The sequence below is a fragment of the Azonexus sp. MM2026_4 genome (genome assembly GCF_055901855.1).
Window position 1 is genome coordinate 1,178,447 of the sequence record NZ_CM148380.1, and the last position, 18,181, is coordinate 1,196,627.

Sequence of the window (18,181 nt, forward strand, 5' to 3'; positions counted from 1 at the left end):
TTCGTCATGTGTCCGATCGCCTCGCCGTCCTGCCCCAGTACCTCCTGCCAAAGCTGGCGCTGACCCGATTTGCCGGCCGCCTGGCCAGTGCCGAAGCCGGCAAGGCGACGACCGCGCTGATCCGCCGCTTCATCCAGCGCTACGGCGTGAACATGGACGAGGCGGCCAATCCCGATCCGGCCGCCTACAAGAGCTTCAACGAATTCTTCACCCGGCCGCTGAAAGACGGCGCCCGGCCGCTGGCCGAGGCCGATTTCCTGTGCCCGGTCGACGGCGCGATCAGCCAGTTCGGCGCCATCGAGCGCGACCAGATTTTCCAGGCCAAGGGCCACAATTATTCGACCACCGCGCTGCTCGGCGGCGACCGCGAGCTGGCGGCGCAGTTCGAGAACGGCAGTTTCGCGACGCTCTACCTCAGCCCGCGCGATTACCACCGCATCCACATGCCCTGCGCCGGCCGCCTGAGCCGCATGATCCACGTGCCGGGCGCGCTGTTCTCGGTCAATCCGACGACGGCGCGCGGCGTGCCCGGGCTGTTCGCGCGCAACGAGCGCGTCGTCTGCATCTTCGATACCGCCGCCGGCCCGTTCGCGCTGGTGCTGGTCGGCGCCACCATCGTCGGCAGCATGGCGACGGTCTGGCACGGCACGGTCAATCCGCCGCGCCCGGGCGTCGTGCGCGAATGGCGCTACGACGGCGAGACCCTGGTCCGCCTCGACCGTGGCCAGGAAATGGGCCGTTTCCTGCTAGGCTCGACGGTCGTCCTGCTCTTCCCCAAGGGCCGCCTCGCCTTCAACCCGGACTGGGCGCCGACGCGCCCGGTGCGCATGGGCGAAGCGATGGCCAGCGCGCTGACGCCGTAAGCGGCGCCCGAGCGGCGCTCAGCCGACGCGCAGGCCGCTGCCCTCGAGCATGCGGCCGATCACCGTCGCTTCGGCAAAACCCTTTTCCCGGAAACAGGCGAGCACGGCATCGACCGCGTCCGCCGCGCAACTGACCAGCAGGCCGCCGGAGGTCTGCGGATCGGTCAGCAACTTCTGCTGCCAGAGCGGGAAATCGGCCGGCAGCGTCACTTCGCTGCCGTAGCTCTGCCAGTTGCGCGTCGACGCGCCGGTGGCCACGCCGTCGCGGGCGAAGGCGACGGCGCTGGCGAGCAGCGGCAGCTCGGCAAAATTCACTTCAGCGCCGAGCCGAGAGCCGCGACAGATTTCCAGCAGGTGGCCGGCCAGCCCGAAACCGGTGACGTCGGTCAGCGCATGCACGCCGTCGATTTCCGCCAGCGCCGGTCCCGGCGTGTTGAGCAGCGTCGTCCAGCGCAGCATCTCGGCGTAGCCGTCGGCCGAAAGCTTGCCTTGCTTGAGCGCCGCCGAGAGGACGCCGATGCCGAGCGGCTTGCCCAGGACCAGCACGTCGCCGGCCTGCGCCGCGGCGTTCTTGCGCACCTTGGCCGGATCGACGATGCCGAGCGCGACCAGACCGTAGATCGGTTCGACGACGTCGATCGAATGGCCGCCGGCGACCGGAATGCCGGCTTCCCGGCAGACGCTGGCGCCGCCTTCGATGATGCGGCCGATGACCTCCAGCGGCAGCTTGTCGAGCGGCATGCCGACCAGCGCCAGCGCCAGGATCGGCGTGCCGCCCATGGCATAGACGTCGGACAGCGCGTTGGTGGCGGCGATGCGGCCGAAGTCGTAGGGGTCGTCGACGATGGGCGTGAAGAAGTCGGTGGTGGCGACGATCGCCTGCCGCTCGTTCAACTGATAGACGGCGGCGTCGTCGGACGATTCGATGCCGACCAGCAGTTGCGGCGGAATCACGCCGGGGCCGACGTGGGCCAGGATCTGGTTGAGCACGGCCGGCGAAATCTTGCAGCCGCAGCCGCCGCCGTGGGCAAAGCTGGTCAGGCGCAAGGCCGGGGTATTGTCTGGGTTTTCCATATTCCGCACCGAGGCTGGTTAAAATGCCGTTTTTTTTCGAACGCCGCGAAGGATAACGGAAGATGTCGCAGGCGCCCACCGCCGGCCAGGAATTTCAGCGCTCCCGCAAGGGGATCGCCACACTCGACGAAGCGGCCGGCTTCGATACCATCATTGACGTCCGTTCGCCGGCGGAGTTCGCCGACGACCACCTGCCCGGCGCGATTTCCTGTCCGGTGCTCGACGACGCGCAACGCGCCGAGATCGGCACCCTGTACAAGCAGGTGTCGCCATTCACCGCCAAGAAGCTTGGCGCCGCCTACGTTTCCGAAAACATCGCCCGCCACCTGCGCGACCACTTCCTCGACCGCGCCAAGAACTGGCGGCCGCTGATCGTCTGCTGGCGCGGCGGCATGCGCTCGGGCGCGATGACCACCGTCTTCCGCTCGGTCGGCTGGGACGCCTGCCAGCTCGAAGGCGGCTACAAGCGTTTCCGCCAGCAGGTGCTCGACGACCTGGAAACCCTGCCCGGCCGCTTCCGTTATGTCGTTCTCGACGGCCCCACCGGCTCGGCCAAGACGCGCGTGCTACAGGCGCTGGCGGCGCGCGGCGCGCAGACGCTCGACCTCGAAGGACTGGCCTGCCACAAGGGATCGGTGCTCGGCCGCCTGCCCGGCCAGCCGCAACCGTCGCAGAAATGGTTCGAGACGCAAATCTGGGACACGCTACGCCGTTTCGATCCGGCCCGCCCGCTGTTCATCGAAGCCGAATCGCGCAAGATCGGCAGCCTGCGCCTGCCTGCCGCGCTGTTCGCGGCGATGCAGGCCGGCCCCTGCTGCGACATCGTCGCCGAGCGAGCGACGCGCGTCGCCTACCTGCTGCGCGACTATGACTATTTCACCGCCGACGGCGCGGCGCTCAAGGCCAACCTCGACACCCTCCACCCGCTGCTCGGCGCAGCGCGCATCGCCGGCTGGCACCGGCAGATCGACGACGGCGATTTCGCCGGCCTCACCGATTCGCTGCTCGAACACCATTACGATCCGCTCTATGCGCGCGCCCGTGCCCGCGACTACGGCGCCGCGACGCACCAGCCGCTGCCCGCCGCCAGCCTCGACACCGCCGGCATCGACGGGCTCGCTGCCAGCCTCCTCGCCGCCCACGAACCGGAGACCACCACGGCATGAAACCCGTTCAGCTCGCCATGCGCGGCCTCAGCCTCGCCATCCTGTTTACCGTGCTCGGCTGGATTGCCTGGACGACGACACCGGTACCGCTGCTGATCGCACTCGGCGTCGGCGCCGCCCTCTTTTCGCTGCGCGTCGGCGAAGCCGGGCAGGCGCGCTACGGCCGCCGCGTACCGGTCACCGAGATGCTGGCGCTCGGCCGCCAGGGCGACCGCCAGATGCTCTACGGCGGGCTGGCCGGCTACCTGATGATCGCCTGCTTCGCGCTCGCTGCCTGGAGGGCCTTCCATGGCTGAAATCCAGATCTGGGTCGATGCCGATGCCTGCCCCGGCGTGATCAAGGAAATCATTTTCCGCGCCGCCGAGCGCCGACAGATCCGCACCACGCTGGTCGCCAACCAGATGCTGCGCACGCCGCCGTCGAAATTCATCCGCGCCATCCAGGTCGCCCATGGTTTCGACGTTGCCGATGCCCACATCGTCAGCCAGGTGGCGCCCGGCGATCTCGTCATCACTGCCGACATCCCGCTCGCCGCATTGGTCATCGAACGCGGCGCGCAGGCACTCAATCCGCGTGGCGAGTTGTACACCACGGCGACCATCCGCGAACGCCTGAACATGCGCGACTTCATGGAAGGCCTGCGCGCCGCCGGCATCGAAACCGGTGGCCCGGCGGCCTTCAGCCAGGCCGACCGGCAGGCCTTCGCCAACCAGCTCGACCGTTTCCTGGCGAAGATTCCGGGTTGAGCGCCGCGGCCCGCCCGCGTTGACGGACGGGAAACTGGCGCCAGTTACACGCCAGGTCCAGCCCGTTGCGTCAAATGTCAGCGGACGCTTCCTCGACCGTCCGCCACGCCGGACTCAGTCCTTGCGCCCGTGCCCGGTCGGCTTCTGCGTTGCCGACAGGATGCCCCGCAGGATGTTGACTTCGTCCTTTTCCAGCCCGACGCGGCCGAACAGGCGGCGCAGCTTGGGCAGCAGGCGGCCCGGCTGCTGCGGGTTGAAGAAGCCGCTGGCGGTCATCACCGCTTCCAGGTGGCCGTAGAAGCCTTCGACCTCGTCGTGCGTTGCCGGCGGCGAGGCGAACGGCGTTGCCCCGTCGCCGGTCAACGGCGCGGCGCCGGCAAAGGCGGCCATGCGACATTCGTAGCAAAGGAGCTGGACGGCGGCGCCGAGGTTGAGCGAACTGAATTCCGGGTTGGTCGGGATGGTCACCGCCGCCTGGCATTGCAGGACTTCTTCGTTGGCCAGGCCGGAGGTCTCGTTACCGAAGACCAGCGCGACGTCGCCCCCGGCCGCGGCGGCGAGCAAGCGGGCAACGGTCTCGCGCGGCGTGCCGACCGGCGGCCCGAGATCGCGCCGGCGCGCCGACAGCGCCACCGCCAGCACCGTCCCCTGCAGCGCCTCGGCCAGCGTATCGACGACGCGAGCCTGCTGCAGCAGATCGACGGCACCCGTCGCCCGGGTGTCGGCTTCCGGGTCGGGAAACTGCTTCGGCGTCACCAGGCGCAGGTCGGACAAGCCCATCGTCTTCATCGCCCGTGCCGCCGCGCCGATATTGCCCGGGTGGCTGGGACGACAGAGCACGATGCGGATACGGGACAGCAGGACTTCCGGTTTCATGGTGTAAAATTCGCGCTTTCCTAAATTTGAATCGGACGGCCGACCAGCCGCGGAACGCCCGATCGCTCTTTCAAAGCCATGCATCCAGCCATCAATATCGCCGTCAAGGCCGCGCGTCGCGCCGGCCAGATCATCAACCGCGCTTCCAACGACCTCGATTCGCTCAAGGTCGCCAGCAAGCAACCGAACGATTTCGTCACCGAAGTCGACAAGGCCGCCGAAGCCGCGATCATCGAAACCCTGGTGGATGCCTATCCGGCGTACGGGATTCTAGCAGAGGAGTCCGGCGTCTCCCCGGCCAAGGCTGGCGGCGACAGCGAATACCAGTGGATCATCGATCCGCTCGACGGCACCACCAACTTCATCCACGGCCTGCCGCAATACGCGGTATCGATCGCGCTGGCGCGCGGCAACGTGCTGGAACACGCGGTCATCTTCGACCCCAACCGCAACGAGCTGTTCACCGCCTCCAAGGGCAGCGGCGCCTTCCTCAACGAGCGTCGCATCCGCGTCTCCAAGCGCATCCGCCTCGGCGAAGCGCTGATCGGCACCGGCTTCCCCTACCGCGAATTCGACAAGATCGACCTCTACCTCTCGATCTTCAAGGAGCTGGCGCAGAAGACCGCAGGCCAGCGCCGCCCCGGCGCCGCCTCGCTCGACCTCGCCTACGTCGCCTGCGGCCGTTACGACGGCTTCTGGGAATTCGGCCTCGCACCGTGGGACATGGCGGCCGGCGCCCTGCTGATTTCCGAAGCCGGCGGCCTGGTCAGCGACCTGCGCGGCGAAGCCAACTACCTGGAAACCGGCAACGTCATCGCCGGCACGCCCAAGGTTTTCCTGCCGCTGCTCAAGCTGATCGAGGAAAAGCTGCCGGAATCGGTGCGCGGCTGATTCCCCGCCGACATCCCCGAAAAAAGCGCCCGCCGGGCGCTTTTTTCATGTCCGCTCGAAGGCGTCGACGATCGCCGACATCGCCGCCGCCGCGCCCAGCGGCAGGTAGAAATCGACGTGCTCGCTCAAAGGCGTGCGCACCGGGTTGATCTCGACGGTCGGCACGCCGTCCTGCAAGGCCATCACCACCGGCTGCACGATGTAGGGAAAGGTCGCCGAGGTGCCGATCGTGAACACCATGTCGAAGCCTTCGTCGAGCGCCGCGTCGAGCCGTTCCAGCGCGGCCACCGGCAGCGCCTCGTCGAACAGCACCACCGCCGGGCGCAGGATCGCCCCGCAATCCGGACAGGGCGGCGGCAACTGGCGACCGGCCAGCGTCTCGATCGCCTCGGCGAAACCGCAGCGCGGGCAATACAGTTCGTGCAGGCCGCCGTGGATCTCGATCACCTCCTCGCTGCCCGCCGCCCGGTGCAGCCCGTCGACGTTCTGGGTCAGCGTCAGCACGTAGGGCAGACGGCGTTCGAGGTAAACGATGGCGGCGTGCGCCGCGTTCGGTTGCGCGCCGCGGCAGGTTTCCTCGATCTGCGCCAGGTATTTCCAGGTGATTTCCGGGCGGCTGCGGAACATCGGCCCGGACAGCGCGCGCTCGATCGAGATGCCTTCCTCGGTATGGCGACCGTCGTAGAGGCCGCCGGTGCCGCGATAGGTGGGCAGGCCGGAATCGGCGGAAATGCCGGCGCCGGTGATGAACAGGACGCGCCGCGCCCGCGCCAGCTGGGCGGCGATTGCTTCGATCATGACAACTCCCTGAAAGCGATTCAGGCGTAAGTATCCAGCCGCGGCCCGCGGTCTGTCGATGACGGATTGCCATAAGCCGCCTGCAGACGCTGCCGCTGACTGTCCGGCTCGCCATTTTCGTTGCCGGAAAACTGCTGCTGCGCCAGCTCTGCCCGGGCCTGCTGCTCCATCTGCGAGGCCTGCGCCGCCACCGCCCGGTCCTGTCCGGAGGGGTCGGCCGGCGCCATCGCCGCGGCGCGGATGCGCCGCGCCCGCTCGATGGTTTCCTGCGGCGTCTTGCCCGTCGAGGTGTCGATACCAACCTCGCCGGCCACCGCATAGCTCTGGCCGTCGGGCCCGCGTTCGTAGGTGTAGCTGGCACCGGAGGTGATCATCCCGCCGCCGGCCGCCATGTGCGCCATCTCGTGCTGGCGCACCTTGCGGTCGGTCTGCTTCAGTTCATCGACCAGCGCCAGGTCTTCCGTGCTCAACTGGCCGGCGGCCTCGTCGGCACGCGCCTTGCCGATCGCCCGCGTCTCTTCCCGGCCAGGGCGTTCGCCGTAGGTCGGATAACTCGAAACAGCGGAAGAAACCCCTGAAATCGTCATAAAATCAACACGATGGAATACAACTGGCTGTTTTCATGATAGGCCAGCCAAGGGCAAAAACCAAAGCTTTCGTTCAGTTGCAGAGAATCTGGTTGCCCTGCATGCGGCAGTTCTTGCCCCCACCCGCGCCGAGATTGATTGCCGGCGCCGCGGCCGGCTTGGCCGGTGGCTCGCCGCAACCGCCCTTGCTGCAGTCGCGCGGGTTCTGGTGATTCTGCGGCGGCCGATGCGGCGGCGGCGAGACGATCAACGGACGCGAGCTTTGGCGCCCCGCCGGGCGGGCCGCCGCCAGCACGCGTTGCCCGGCTTCGGGGTCGCCGGTGCAGGTCGAGGCGATCAACGCATTGCGGTCGGCGTCGATGGTGTCGAGAATCTGCTTGCGACAGGACGCGAAACCGCCAGCATCGCGCGGCGGCCGGGCGCAGATTTCTCCCAGCGCGGCCTGCTGGGCGGCCGTCAGGCGGGCATTGCGGGCCAGTTCGCCGCATTCCTTGCGCTGCTCGGCGCTCGCCCCCTCCCCCGTTGCCGGCGGCACGGCGTTCGCCGTCAGCGGCGGCTTGGCGGCGGCTTCTTCCTCGAGTCGCTGCAGTTCAAGCTGGCGCCGCTGGTGCGCCTCGCGCGCCTGGGCCTGGCGCTCCTCGCTGATCGTTTCGCCGGGCACCGCCTTCAGCGTGCGTTCGGCCCCTTCGCAGGGGCGCTCGTAGAACACCGTGCGACCGTCCGCCGTCCGGCACTTGTAGGCCTGGGCAGCGGCGAGCGGGCTGGCCAGCAGAAGGGATAGCAGCAGCAAGGAGAGGCGGGTTTCGCGCAGCATCGGTCGCTCCGGATCGGTGGTGTTGAGCAGCCACGTCCGGCATGACAACGGACGGGCCCACGGATGCGAAATATTATAGTCGCGCGCTCAGACCCGGAACTGTTCGATCCGCTGCCGCATCCCGGCCGAGCAGGCCTCCAGGCTGCGGGTTGCGGCCAGGGTGGCGTTGGCCACCGCCGAGCCGGCTTCCGCGGTGTGCGCCACCTGCTCGACGCCACTGGCGATGGTCTGCCCGGCGGCCGACTGTTCGGCAATGCCGCCCGCCACGTCGGCGAAGACGACGGCGGCTTCCTTGGCGGCGTCGCGGATGGTGTCGATCGCCTCGCCGGCCTGGCCGCCCAGTCCGGTGCCCTGATCGGCGTCGCGCAGCGCCACCTGCATCTGCTGCGCGGCGAACTCGGCGTTTTTCTTGATCGAATTGATCTTGCCTTCAATCTCGCGCGTCGCCGTCGCCGTCCGTTCGGCCAGCTTGCGCACTTCGTCGGCGACGACGGCGAAGCCCCGCCCCTGCTCGCCGGCCCGCGCCGCCTCGATGGCGGCGTTGAGGGCAAGCAGGTTGGTCTGATCGGCGACGTCGCGGATCAGGGCGACGATGCTGGAAATTTCCTGGGTCTGCTGACCAAGCGAGAGGATGCATTCGGCCACTTCGCGCACTTCGCCGGAAATCCGCTCGAGGTCTTCGACCGCTTCGTGGATGATGCCGCCCCCTTGCTGCGCCTGCTGATCGGCGCGATCGATGATGGCGCGCGCCGTTCCGGCGTTGTCGCGCATCTGGTCGAGACCGACCGACATCTGCTCGACCGCCGCCGCCATCGCCGCGATCGCCCCGCTGGTGCCGTCGGCGCTGGCTGCCGATTGCGCCGCGTCGCCGGCCAGCGTGCGGGCCGTGCGGTCGACCTCATGCACGCCGTCGGCAAGAGCGGCAAAAGTCTCCCGCAGTGCCGTCAGCAGGCGGTTGAAGCTGCGCGCCAGGACGGCCACCTCGTCTTCGCCGGCAACCGCGACACGGATCGTGAAATCGCGCTCGTCGACCAGGCGCAGCATGGTCTGGCTAAGGTCCGACAATGGATGGGCGATGCTGCGCGCCAGCGCCAGCCCGCCAACCACCAGCACCGCCATGGCGATCAGGATGCCGGTCAAGGTCGTCAGCTCGACCCGCTGCGCGTCGGCCAGCGCCGCGTCGATGTCGCTGACCGATTCATCCATGTGCAGGCGGATGATCGGCTCCATCGCCGCCTGCAGCGCCGTGGACGCCTTGTCGAACTCGCCCATGCGGGCATTGCCGCCCGCCGTGCCCTGATCGATGTAGCCCTTCGCCATGCCTTTGCCGGCCTCGTACCAGGTCGCCATGCTGGCGCGGATCTGCTGCGCCTGGGCGAGCTTTTCGCTGTCGCCGCGCGCCTGATAGCTGCGCTCGAGCGTCGCCAGGTCTTCCATGAAGCGGGCGTGGGCGGCCTCCGCTTCGCGGAAACCGTCGTCGAGGCCGTCCTGGCCGCGCGTCGCCGAGATGTCGGTCAGCCATTGCTGGATCTGCACCACCTGCATCTGCATGTCCTTTGCCGCCAGCGCAAAGGGAATGCCCTCGCGCTTGACCGTTTCCAGCTTGCTGTCGAGCGAGTTGAACGCCAGATAGGAAACCAGCAGCAACACCCCCAGCGTCACCCCGACTACGGCGACGATGGCCATGATTTTCTGCCCGACCTTGAGTTGCAGCATGGGACTGACTCCTTGTTCCGGAAGTTTTTTAATGGCGGGTTGGCGGGCGGCAAGAGGCGCATCGTCCCGATGCCTCGCGGCCAGGCGCCTGCATGATCCGATGATAGCGCCGCCACGCCGTCGCCGGCTAACGGAATCGCTTGCCGAGCAGCTCAGCGACCGGGTGGCGTTGCGCGCGGCGGATCTTCCGTTGCATCCCTTTCCTGCAACGGGTAGGCATCGGCAACATAGGCCGGCCCCTTCATCAGCATGACGGTGAACGCGGCAATCGCCACGGTGAGCAACACCGTCCAGTGCAGGATGATCAGGCTGATCACGTAGATGTCGGTGGTCATCACCGCCGGTGCCTGCTCCGGCCCGAGCAGCAGCCGGGCCAGCAACGATGGCAAGGCAAGCAGGACGCTACCGAGAAGAAACGCCCTGGGCAGCAGGCGAAGGACGACACGCTCCTTGCCGGCCGGCGTGCGGGGAAAACCGGGCAAACGCTGAAAGAGGTTCATGGCGCGACCTTCCGGAGGTTTCGTTGATCAAAAATAGCCCGCCAGACCGGCGACGACCAGGCAGAGGACGGCGACATTGGTCAGTCGCAAGCGCAGCGGCAGATACCAGTCCGCCAGCTTCGCCTGCCCGGCCAGCCGCCGGTCCTGCAGGCAGTGGGCAAGGAAACCGAGCACCAGCAGCGGCATGGCGAACGGCGGTGCAAGCAGGAGTGCCGGCCAGGCCAGCAAGGCCGGCACGACGCTCCAGGCAAACCACGCCGAACGCTGGCCATCGCTCAGGTCGGGCAGACTCATCGCCAGCCCCCAATGCAGGGCGCCGACGAAACTCAGGATGATCGCCCCGTAGGCAACCAGGGCATCGCCCCAAAACGCGCCATGGTGGTCGTCGAGCAGGCTGGCGGGCGCCAGCACCAGAAACGGCAAGAGGCCGCCGTAGCCCAGCCAGGCGACCGAACGGGGCAGCGCAACGGAGTTGGAATCTGTCATCTTCGGCTCCCGGCAAAAACAAATTTGTCCTGAACACAAAATCCTCAACAACGAGAAATTTGTTTTCTCGGTGAATTATCGATGTTTTGTTCTACAATTGTCCAGGACAAAAAGCCAAACACCATGCACAACCTGTTCCCGCCATCGCCTTCGGAAGCCCACCCATGCCGCTCCTTCGCCCCGTCTTCCTCGCCCTGCTTTTCGCCCTGACGCTGACCGCCTGCGCGACCAAGCCCCCCGAAGGCGTGCAGCCGGTCAGCGGCTTCGATCTCGATCGCTACCTCGGCAAGTGGTACGAAATCGCCCGCCTCGATCATTCCTTCGAGCGCGGCCTGAGCGACGTCAATGCCACCTATCGCTTGCAGGAGGACGGCAGCGTCACGGTCATCAACCGCGGCTACGACGCCCGGCGGCAAAGCTGGCGGGAAGCCGTCGGCCACGCCCTGTTCATCGGTGAGCGCAGTACCGCTTCGCTGAAGGTCTCGTTCTTCGGCCCGTTCTACGGCGGCTATCACGTGATTGCGCTCGACGAGCGGGAGTATCGCTGGTCGCTGGTTGCCGGCCCGAGCCGCGACTATCTGTGGATTCTCGCCCGCGACCGCACGCTGCCCGCCGAAGTGCGCGAGCAACTGGTCGGCAAGGCGCGCGCTCTGGGCTTTGCCACCGACCAGTTGATCTGGGTCGAGCAGTCGCGCAGCGAAACGCCCTGAAACCCGATGCGTGCGCCGCGTCAATCCGCACTGCCGCAAAAGCGCTGCCCGAGCTGCGGCCGCCCCTTCGCCTGGCGCCGGAAATGGGCCGCTGTCTGGGCCGAGGTCAAATACTGTTCCGAGCGCTGCCGCCGGCAGCGCCGCCAGAAGCCATGACCACCCTCCGCCTGATCCTGGGCGACCAGCTCAACCCCGGACACAGCTGGTTGGCGTGCCCCGACGAAACGCGGATCTACGTGTTGATGGAGGTTCGTCAGGAAACCGACTACGTCCGCCATCACGCCCAGAAGATCATCGCCATCTTTGCCGCGATGCGCGACTTCGCCCGCCATCTGCGGGCGGCCGGCCATCGCGTGCATTACCTGACGATCGACGATCCGGCCAACCGCCAGTCGCTGCCGGCCAATCTGGACGCGCTGATCGCGCAGTACGCGGCAAGCGCCTTCGAATACCAGGCGCCCGACGAATGGCGGCTCGACCGCCAGCTCGCCGATTACGCCGCGCAGCTCGCCATCCCCGCCCGGATGGTCGACAGCGAACACTTCTACAGCGGCCGCGACGAAGCGGCACAGCTGTTCGCCGGACGCCGGCAATGGCTGATGGAGCACTTCTATCGCCAGATGCGGACGCGCCACGGCGTGCTGCTGGCCGGCCCGGGCAAGCCGCTCGGCGGCCAGTGGAATTTCGACCGCGACAATCGCAAGGCCTGGCCCGGCCTGCCGCGGGAACCCGCCGACTGGCGCGGCACGCACGATCACTCGGTGCTCTGGCAGGTGATCCAGGCGGCTGGCGTCGCCAGTTTTGGCGAGCCCGCCGCCGCGCATTTCCGCTGGCCGCTCAACCGCGCCGAAGCCCTGAGCCAGCTCGCCGTCTTCGTCGATCAGGCGCTGCCGCATTTCGGCGATTTCCAGGACGCGCTGAATTCCCGTGCCTGGCGCCTGTTCCACTCGCTGCTCTCGTTCGCGCTCAACACCAAGATGCTCAACCCGCGCGAAGTGGTGGACCAGGCGGTCGCCGCGCATGCCGCCGGCCGGGTCCCGCTGGCGGCGGCGGAAGGCTTCATCCGGCAGATTCTCGGCTGGCGCGAATACGTGCGCGGCGTCTATTGGGCCAACATGCCCGGCTACGCGGCGCAGAACCACTTCGCCCACCGACGGCCGCTGCCGTCCTGGTTCTGGAACGGCGAAACAAAGATGCGCTGCCTGGCGCACGCCATCGGCCAGTCGCTGGAACACGCCTACGCCCACCACATCCAGCGCCTGATGCTGATCGGCAACTTCGCGCTGCTCGCCGGGCTCGACCCGGCCGCCGTGCATGCCTGGTATCTCGGCGTCCACATCGACGCCTTCGAATGGGTGGAGTTGCCCAACACCCTCGGCATGAGCCAGTTCGCCGACGGCGGCAAGCTGGCGACCAAGCCCTACGTGTCGAGCGCCGCCTACATCGACCGCATGGGCGACTACTGCAAGGCCTGCCCCTACGACCGGAAGGCGCGCCTCGGCGCGCGGGCCTGCCCGTTCAACGCGCTGTACTGGGATTTCTTCGCCCGTCATCGCCAGCAACTGGCGGCCAATCCCCGGCTGGGCATGGTCTATCGCCAGTTGGCCGCCATGAGCCCGGCCAGCCTCGATGCGACGCAGACCCGGGCGGATGAAATCCGGGCGGGGATCGAAACCTTGTAAGGAATCGATTCCCGCCTCATCCAAGGCTCGTTCCGTTGCAACAAAACACTACAAAACTGTTCTACATGGCACTATGCAAATCAACCGGAGTAGAGCAGCTCCTTTCCCCAAAGGAAGTCGCACGCCCCACTTTTCCATCCGGTTCCAGGATCGGATCAACTACCGCTAACCACGACCATGGCCGAAATTGAAGCTGGCAACAATACCCAGCATGGCACCTTACGCATCGTGCTGGCCTATGCCGTTTTCGCCGGCCTGTGGATTCTGCTCTCCGACCGGGCGATGGGCCTATTGCTCGACAATCCCGAAACCCTGGTGCAAGCCAGCATGGCCAAGGGCTGGTTCTTCGTTGCGGTCACATCCCTGTTGCTCTATGTGCTGGTACGGCGACTCATCGGCCAGATCGCCGCAGCCCACAGGCGAGAACTTGAACTGGCGCACGAGTTGCAACGCGTTCCAGCGATGCTTTCCGCGCTCGCCGACAACACCGATGACGCGATTTTCATCAAGGATATCGAAGGACACTACCTGCTGTTCAACAACGCGGCTGCCCGCTTCGTCGGCAAATCCGCCAACGACATCCTGGGCCAGGACGACCGTGCTCTCTTCCCGCCAGATCAGGCGCAGATGCTGATGGCGATCGGCCGCCGGGTGATCGCCACCGGCAAGACCGAAACCAACGAGGAAACGCTGCACACCGCCGACGGAACGAAAGTTTTCCTCGCCACCAAAGGGCCGATCCGCGACACCAACGGAAAGGTCTTCGGCATATTCGGCATCTCGCGTGACATCACCGCGCGCAAAATGGCGGAGCTTGCGCTGCACGAGCGCGATCATCGGCTGGAGGCCATCATTGGCCATTCGCCCTCGGCGCTCTCCCTCAAGCACCTCGACGGTCGCTACGCCTTGGCCAACCCCAATTTGCAGCGTATCCACCACATGAGCGAGGCCGAGATCGTCGGCAAGACCGATTTCGATCTCTATCCCGAAGAATTCGCGCGGGTATTCCAGGCCAACGACCGGCAGGTCTTGGCGACGATGACCCGGCAATCCATTGAGGAAGTCGTACCGGTAGATGGCGTTCCGCGCATCTACATGTCACACATCTTCCCGGTCCTGGATGATTTTGGCCGGGCCGAGTATGTCTGCCGCATTTCTCTCGACATCACCGACCGCAAGCGGGTCGAACGAGAGCTGAATCTTCGCCTCGCAGAACTTGAGCAGTTCAACCGCGCCACCATTGGCCGCGAACTCGACATGATCCGCATGAAGGAAACGATCAACGCACTGAACAAGGAGCTGGGCCGCGCGCCACCCTACGACATCTCGTTTGCAGAAGCGCTTGGACGAAAGGCCGAGCCATGAAGACGAGGCCGTTTTCCACCTTCCTCACCAGATTGATCTGGCTCTGCCTGGCACCACTGCTACTGCTATCCATCGTGTTGGCCTGGCACCACCTCAAGGATCTTGAAGCAAAGCACCTGCGCGAAGGAGCCAACCTCGCGCACAATATTGCATGGTCCACCCAGCGCTTCCTTGACGCACGCATCAAGGCGCTCAACATGCTGGCCATTTCTCCGCTGATTGACGAGCCACCGCGTTGGCCGGACCTCTACGCCGAGGCACAGAACTTCAATGAAAGTTTCGGCACTCACGTGATTTTCGCCGATCACGAACGGCAAATGTTGTTCAACACACGCTTGGCATACGGTTCACAACTGCCAAAACTCCCCATTCCCAACGGACGTAGTGCAGCACAACTTGCGCTCGAAACGGGCCACCCCCAGGTCGGCGACATCGTACTGGGGCCGGTGGCCAATCTACCGCTGGTGGCGATCGCCGTCCCTGTATTGCGCGATGGCAAGCCGACGCAGCTCATGCTCAGCACCCTCGATACCACGCAGTTTCAAAAACGTATCGATCAACTGGCCTTGCCGACCGGTTGGTCGGTCGCCTTGCAGGACAGCACCGGAGCCGATATCGCGCGGCGCTCCCCAGCCGGCTTCGACAGTACGCGCGATGTGGCGGAGGACCATCGTTTCATCGTCCGATCGGAATCTCCCCCGTGGACCGTGGTATTGGAAATCCCGCGCAGCATCCATTGGGCTGCTTACACCAGGACGGCCCTCGAGATCGCAGTCGCCATCCTCATCGCCACCTTGCTTGGCGTCCTGGGTGGAGCCTGGGCGGGCCGCCGTATCGGGCAGCAAATTGCGGCGCTGAACGCGCCGCCGGGGAGTCCAGTACCTGCCCTGCAGATCACCGAGATTGTCAGCGCGCGTACCCAGCTGAATCAGGCTGATTACGAACGACGCGAAAGCGAGGAGCGTTTTCGCCTGCTGTTCGATCTTGCGCCACTACCGCTGAGCTACGTGGCACATGACGGGCGGATTCTCGCCCAGAACAAACGCTTCGAGCAGGTCTTCGGCTACACCCGGAGCGAAGTTCCGAACATCGAGTCCTGGTGGCAGCTGGCCTATCCCGACCCGGACTATCGCGCCAGCACCCGGTCCCACTGGTGTGCTGCCGTCGACCGCGCTGCCATAACCGGTGGTGACATCGAACCACACGCTTATCGCATCAACTGCAAGGACGGCAGCACACGCAACATGCTGGTTTCGGGCATTGCATTGTCCGATGGCTTTCTCACCACCTTCTTCGACATCACCGAACAAAAGAAGGCTGTCGATGCCTTGCGTGAGAGCGAGGCTCGGCTACGCCTGCTCGTCGACCATGCGCCTCTTGCGATGGCATTGTTCGACCGTGGAATGCACTATCTGGCCGTCAGCCAGTCCTGGCTGACATTTTTTGATAAAGCCGGCCAGGACGTGATCGGCCAGTCGCATTACGAAATTTTCCCGAACCTGAAGGAAGAGTGGAAAGAGGCTCATCGGCGCGGCTTGGCCGGCGAGGTGGTTGGGTCTGACGGCGATCCTTTCGTGCGCGGCGACGGCATGACAGTCTGGACCCACTGGGAAGTTCGCCCCTGGCGTGCTGCCGACGGCGGTATCGGGGGCATCGTGATCTTTGCCGAGGACATCACCGCCCGACGCTCTGCCCAGGAGGCATTGGGAACAGCACTGGAAGAGCAAAAAGCGGCGCGCCTGGCGGCGCTCAACCTGATGAACGATGCGCAGGCGGCGCAGCACCGGGCCGAACAAGCGGCCGACGCAGTACGCAAACTGTCGATGGCCGTCGAGCAGAGTCCGGAGAGCATTGTCATTACCGATGTGCGAGCGCGTATCGAGTATGTCAACGAAGCATTCCTGCGGCAGACCGGCTACACCCGCGAGGAAGTCATCGGCAAGAATCCGCGCATCCTGCAGTCGGGCAAGACGCCGATGGAGACTTTCCAGTCCTTGTGGGCAACCTTGCAAATAGGGCAGACCTGGAAGGGCGAGTTTTTGAACCGGCGCAAGGACGGCAGCGAATACACGGAATTCGCCATCATGACGCCGATTCGGCAGCCCGACGGTCAGGTCAGCCATTATGTGGCGATCAAGGATGACATCACCGAGAGGAAACGCCTCGGCCAGGAACTCGACGCCCACCGCCATCACCTCGAACAACTGGTGGCAGAGCGTACCAAGGAGCTGGAAGAAGCACGTGCGCAGGCCGTGGCAGCCAACCAGTCGAAATCGGAATTTCTCGCCAACATGAGCCATGAGATACGGACGCCGATGAATGCGATCATCGGACTGACCCATCTGCTGCGACAGGAGGCCACGACGACTCACCATATCGACTGGCTGGGCAAGATTGACGGTGCGGCAAAGCACTTGCTGGCGATCATCAACGACATACTTGACCTATCGAAGATCGAAGCGGGCAAGATTGTTCTTGAAATGCGGGATTTTTCGGTCGCCGGCCTGCTCGACGAGGTCAGCTCGCTGATCGGTGAGCAAGCCCGGGCCAAGGCCCTGGCCGTGACGATGGATCTCGACGGCGTGCCCGCCTGGCTGCGCGGTGATTCCACCCGCCTGCGCCAGGGCATGCTCAACTATGCCGGCAATGCGCTGAAGTTCACCACCGCAGGCAACATCGCCTTACGTGCCAGCCTGCTGGATCAACGCGATGGCCGCTACCTCGTACGTTTCGAAGTACAGGATACGGGTATCGGCATTGCCCCGGAGGCCCTGCCACGCTTGTTCCAGGCTTTCGAACAAGCCGACGCCTCGACCACGCGCAAATTCGGCGGAACCGGTCTGGGCCTCGCCATCACCCGGCGCTTTGCCCGTCTGATGGGCGGCGATGCCGGTGTGGAAAGCACGCCGGAACGGGGCAGCACTTTCTGGTTCACCGCCTGGCTCGATGCCGGCCAACCGGTGACGCAGACACCCCAGTCGGCCTTCGGCACGAGTTGTGAGGAGGAATTGCGCCGCCGCCATAAAGGTACCCGACTCCTGCTTGCGGAAGACAATCCGATCAACCGCGAGGTAGCGCTGGAACTGCTGCGCAGTGCGGGACTTGTCGTGGATACTGCCCCCGACGGCGTTCACGCGCTCGACATGGCGCGTATCAGTGATTACGCCTTGATCCTCATGGACATGCAGATGCCGGAAATGGACGGACTGGAGGCAACGCGAGCCATCCGCGCCCTGGCGGGCCGCGGACGCGATGAACTACCGATCCTTGCGATGACAGCGAATGCCTTCATCGAGGACCGCCAGGCTTGCAACGAAGCGGGCATGAACGATTTCGTCGCCAAGCCGGTCGATCCGGATGCACTCTACGCAACTCTGCTGAAGTGGCTACCGGCCGGCGCGCCACGGGCCGTGCCGGGCGAACGAGGCGGCGCCGGCGAAGCCCTGGCTGCCGGCATGGATGACGAAGCACTGTATGCGCGGCTCAGCACGGAACCGGGCATGGATGTCGCCGAAGGCATCCGGATGCTGCTCGGCAAGCGCGACCGTTACCTGAGCTTGTTGCGGGAAATGGTCGACAGCCACGGCAGCGACACAGAACGCGTGCAGGCGGCGCTGCTTGCCGGAGATGGCGCAACGGCGTTGCGCGTCGCCCACTCGCTCAAGGGCGTGGCAGCCCAACTCGGCGCCACCGGGCTTGCAAATGCAGCCGGGAATCTGGAGAACTGCCTGCACACTGGAGAAAAGACCAATGCGACCGACCTGCAGAGGCTCTGCGCCACGGTAGACGAGAAGCTGCAGCGACTCAACGCATTGATCAACGACACTCAGCCAACTTGAACCGGATGTTGCCGCGAGTTAATACCGGCCTTCCCTGCTGCCAGATCGAGCAGAAACCGGGCGGCGA

General features: G+C 65.7%; 18 protein-coding genes. 10 read left to right on the forward strand and 8 right to left on the reverse strand.

Annotated features, from left to right (window positions below):
• Nucleotides 1–8: 8 nt before the first annotated feature.
• Nucleotides 9–863 carry an archaetidylserine decarboxylase gene (gene asd, locus AC0KWY_RS05460; protein WP_474028629.1) on the forward strand — a complete coding sequence of 285 codons (855 nt, stop codon included), beginning with the start codon at nucleotides 9–11 and terminating at the stop codon, nucleotides 861–863.
• 18 nt (nucleotides 864–881) lie between these two features.
• On the opposite strand, the gene selD is transcribed toward asd, so the two are convergent.
• A complete protein-coding gene (selD, locus tag AC0KWY_RS05465) occupies nucleotides 882–1,937 on the reverse strand; it encodes a selenide, water dikinase SelD (RefSeq protein WP_474028630.1) in 1,056 nt (351 codons plus the stop codon).
• Between the two features lie 62 nt (nucleotides 1,938–1,999).
• On the opposite strand from selD, the gene mnmH reads away from it, so the two are divergent.
• Genes mnmH through AC0KWY_RS05480 form a run of 3 tightly spaced genes read left to right on the forward strand, consistent with a single transcriptional unit; the run spans nucleotide 2,000 to nucleotide 3,850 of the window.
• On the forward strand, nucleotides 2,000–3,103 hold the full coding sequence (gene mnmH / locus AC0KWY_RS05470; protein WP_474028631.1) for a tRNA 2-selenouridine(34) synthase MnmH: 1,104 nt from the start codon (nucleotides 2,000–2,002) through the stop codon (nucleotides 3,101–3,103).
• Nucleotides 3,100–3,399: a hypothetical protein gene (locus AC0KWY_RS05475; RefSeq protein ID WP_474028632.1), complete on the forward strand. Its 300-nt coding sequence runs from the start codon at nucleotides 3,100–3,102 to the stop codon at nucleotides 3,397–3,399. The genes mnmH and AC0KWY_RS05475 overlap by 4 nt, the downstream gene beginning before the upstream one ends.
• A 1-nt stretch (nucleotide 3,400) precedes the next feature.
• On the forward strand, nucleotides 3,401–3,850 hold the full coding sequence (locus AC0KWY_RS05480; RefSeq protein ID WP_465221447.1) for a YaiI/YqxD family protein: 450 nt from the start codon (nucleotides 3,401–3,403) through the stop codon (nucleotides 3,848–3,850).
• 114 nt (nucleotides 3,851–3,964) lie between these two features.
• Here AC0KWY_RS05480 and AC0KWY_RS05485 read toward each other — a convergent pair whose 3' ends face one another.
• Entirely contained in the window at nucleotides 3,965–4,726 is a 762-nt protein-coding gene (locus tag AC0KWY_RS05485) for an RNA methyltransferase (RefSeq protein WP_474028633.1), read from the reverse strand.
• A 78-nt stretch (nucleotides 4,727–4,804) separates the two neighbouring features.
• Here AC0KWY_RS05485 and AC0KWY_RS05490 point away from each other — a divergent pair, with 78 nt between their 5' ends.
• Entirely contained in the window at nucleotides 4,805–5,617 is an 813-nt protein-coding gene (locus AC0KWY_RS05490) for an inositol monophosphatase family protein (protein ID WP_474028634.1), read from the forward strand.
• A gap of 45 nt (nucleotides 5,618–5,662) precedes the next feature.
• On the opposite strand, the gene AC0KWY_RS05495 is transcribed toward AC0KWY_RS05490, so the two are convergent.
• The 6 genes from AC0KWY_RS05495 to AC0KWY_RS05520 all read right to left on the reverse strand — a co-directional run bounded on the left by AC0KWY_RS05495 (nucleotide 5,663) and on the right by AC0KWY_RS05520 (nucleotide 10,518).
• On the reverse strand, nucleotides 5,663–6,415 hold the full coding sequence (locus AC0KWY_RS05495; protein ID WP_474028635.1) for an SIR2 family NAD-dependent protein deacylase: 753 nt from the start codon (nucleotides 6,413–6,415) through the stop codon (nucleotides 5,663–5,665).
• A 20-nt stretch (nucleotides 6,416–6,435) separates the two neighbouring features.
• Nucleotides 6,436–7,002 (reverse strand): putative metalloprotease CJM1_0395 family protein, encoded by a 567-nt coding sequence (locus AC0KWY_RS05500; RefSeq protein ID WP_474028636.1) that lies wholly within the window; start codon nucleotides 7,000–7,002, stop codon nucleotides 6,436–6,438.
• Nucleotides 7,003–7,075: 73 nt separating this feature from the next.
• Complete coding sequence (locus tag AC0KWY_RS05505; protein ID WP_474028637.1) at nucleotides 7,076–7,816, reverse strand: DUF4124 domain-containing protein; 741 nt, start codon at nucleotides 7,814–7,816, stop codon at nucleotides 7,076–7,078.
• Nucleotides 7,817–7,903: 87 nt separating this feature from the next.
• Nucleotides 7,904–9,532 carry a methyl-accepting chemotaxis protein gene (locus tag AC0KWY_RS05510; RefSeq protein ID WP_474028638.1) on the reverse strand — a complete coding sequence of 543 codons (1,629 nt, stop codon included), beginning with the start codon at nucleotides 9,530–9,532 and terminating at the stop codon, nucleotides 7,904–7,906.
• A gap of 152 nt (nucleotides 9,533–9,684) precedes the next feature.
• Complete coding sequence (locus tag AC0KWY_RS05515; RefSeq protein WP_474028639.1) at nucleotides 9,685–10,032, reverse strand: hypothetical protein; 348 nt, start codon at nucleotides 10,030–10,032, stop codon at nucleotides 9,685–9,687.
• Between the two features lie 27 nt (nucleotides 10,033–10,059).
• Nucleotides 10,060–10,518 (reverse strand): DUF3429 domain-containing protein, encoded by a 459-nt coding sequence (locus AC0KWY_RS05520; protein ID WP_474028640.1) that lies wholly within the window; start codon nucleotides 10,516–10,518, stop codon nucleotides 10,060–10,062.
• A gap of 164 nt (nucleotides 10,519–10,682) precedes the next feature.
• Between AC0KWY_RS05520 and AC0KWY_RS05525 the strand changes: the two genes are divergently transcribed.
• From AC0KWY_RS05525 to AC0KWY_RS05545, 5 genes are all read left to right on the forward strand, one after another.
• Entirely contained in the window at nucleotides 10,683–11,228 is a 546-nt protein-coding gene (locus AC0KWY_RS05525; protein ID WP_474028641.1) for a lipocalin family protein, read from the forward strand.
• A gap of 6 nt (nucleotides 11,229–11,234) precedes the next feature.
• Nucleotides 11,235–11,384 carry a DUF2256 domain-containing protein gene (locus AC0KWY_RS05530; RefSeq protein WP_474028642.1) on the forward strand — a complete coding sequence of 50 codons (150 nt, stop codon included), beginning with the start codon at nucleotides 11,235–11,237 and terminating at the stop codon, nucleotides 11,382–11,384.
• The gene (locus AC0KWY_RS05535) at nucleotides 11,381–12,910 is read left to right on the forward strand and encodes a cryptochrome/photolyase family protein (RefSeq protein WP_474028643.1); all 1,530 of its coding nucleotides are present in this window, start codon (nucleotides 11,381–11,383) and stop codon (nucleotides 12,908–12,910) included. Before AC0KWY_RS05530 ends, AC0KWY_RS05535 begins: the two co-directional genes overlap by 4 nt.
• A gap of 177 nt (nucleotides 12,911–13,087) precedes the next feature.
• Entirely contained in the window at nucleotides 13,088–14,275 is a 1,188-nt protein-coding gene (locus AC0KWY_RS05540) for a PAS domain-containing protein (RefSeq protein ID WP_474028644.1), read from the forward strand.
• The gene (locus tag AC0KWY_RS05545; protein WP_474028645.1) at nucleotides 14,272–18,114 is read left to right on the forward strand and encodes a PAS domain S-box protein; all 3,843 of its coding nucleotides are present in this window, start codon (nucleotides 14,272–14,274) and stop codon (nucleotides 18,112–18,114) included. Before AC0KWY_RS05540 ends, AC0KWY_RS05545 begins: the two co-directional genes overlap by 4 nt.
• Nucleotides 18,115–18,181: the final 67 nt, after the last annotated feature.

Excerpts from the sequence above, each read along its gene's own strand:
- AC0KWY_RS05500 (WP_474028636.1), bottom strand. The coding sequence starts at position 7,002 with ATGACGATTTCAGGGGTTTCTTCCGCTGTTTCGAGTTATCCGACCTAC.
- AC0KWY_RS05510 (WP_474028638.1), bottom strand. The coding sequence starts at position 9,532 with ATGCTGCAACTCAAGGTCGGGCAGAAAATCATGGCCATCGTCGCCGTA.
- AC0KWY_RS05545 (WP_474028645.1), top strand. The coding sequence starts at position 14,272 with ATGAAGACGAGGCCGTTTTCCACCTTCCTCACCAGATTGATCTGGCTC.
- AC0KWY_RS05505 (WP_474028637.1), bottom strand. The coding sequence starts at position 7,816 with ATGCTGCGCGAAACCCGCCTCTCCTTGCTGCTGCTATCCCTTCTGCTG.
- selD (WP_474028630.1), bottom strand. The coding sequence starts at position 1,937 with ATGGAAAACCCAGACAATACCCCGGCCTTGCGCCTGACCAGCTTTGCC.
- AC0KWY_RS05485 (WP_474028633.1), bottom strand. The coding sequence starts at position 4,726 with ATGAAACCGGAAGTCCTGCTGTCCCGTATCCGCATCGTGCTCTGTCGT.
- mnmH (WP_474028631.1), top strand. The coding sequence starts at position 2,000 with ATGTCGCAGGCGCCCACCGCCGGCCAGGAATTTCAGCGCTCCCGCAAG.
- AC0KWY_RS05535 (WP_474028643.1), top strand. The coding sequence starts at position 11,381 with ATGACCACCCTCCGCCTGATCCTGGGCGACCAGCTCAACCCCGGACAC.
- AC0KWY_RS05495 (WP_474028635.1), bottom strand. The coding sequence starts at position 6,415 with ATGATCGAAGCAATCGCCGCCCAGCTGGCGCGGGCGCGGCGCGTCCTG.
- AC0KWY_RS05475 (WP_474028632.1), top strand. The coding sequence starts at position 3,100 with ATGAAACCCGTTCAGCTCGCCATGCGCGGCCTCAGCCTCGCCATCCTG.
- AC0KWY_RS05490 (WP_474028634.1), top strand. The coding sequence starts at position 4,805 with ATGCATCCAGCCATCAATATCGCCGTCAAGGCCGCGCGTCGCGCCGGC.
- AC0KWY_RS05520 (WP_474028640.1), bottom strand. The coding sequence starts at position 10,518 with ATGACAGATTCCAACTCCGTTGCGCTGCCCCGTTCGGTCGCCTGGCTG.
- AC0KWY_RS05525 (WP_474028641.1), top strand. The coding sequence starts at position 10,683 with ATGCCGCTCCTTCGCCCCGTCTTCCTCGCCCTGCTTTTCGCCCTGACG.
- AC0KWY_RS05530 (WP_474028642.1), top strand. The coding sequence starts at position 11,235 with ATGCGTGCGCCGCGTCAATCCGCACTGCCGCAAAAGCGCTGCCCGAGC.
- AC0KWY_RS05540 (WP_474028644.1), top strand. The coding sequence starts at position 13,088 with ATGGCCGAAATTGAAGCTGGCAACAATACCCAGCATGGCACCTTACGC.
- AC0KWY_RS05515 (WP_474028639.1), bottom strand. The coding sequence starts at position 10,032 with ATGAACCTCTTTCAGCGTTTGCCCGGTTTTCCCCGCACGCCGGCCGGC.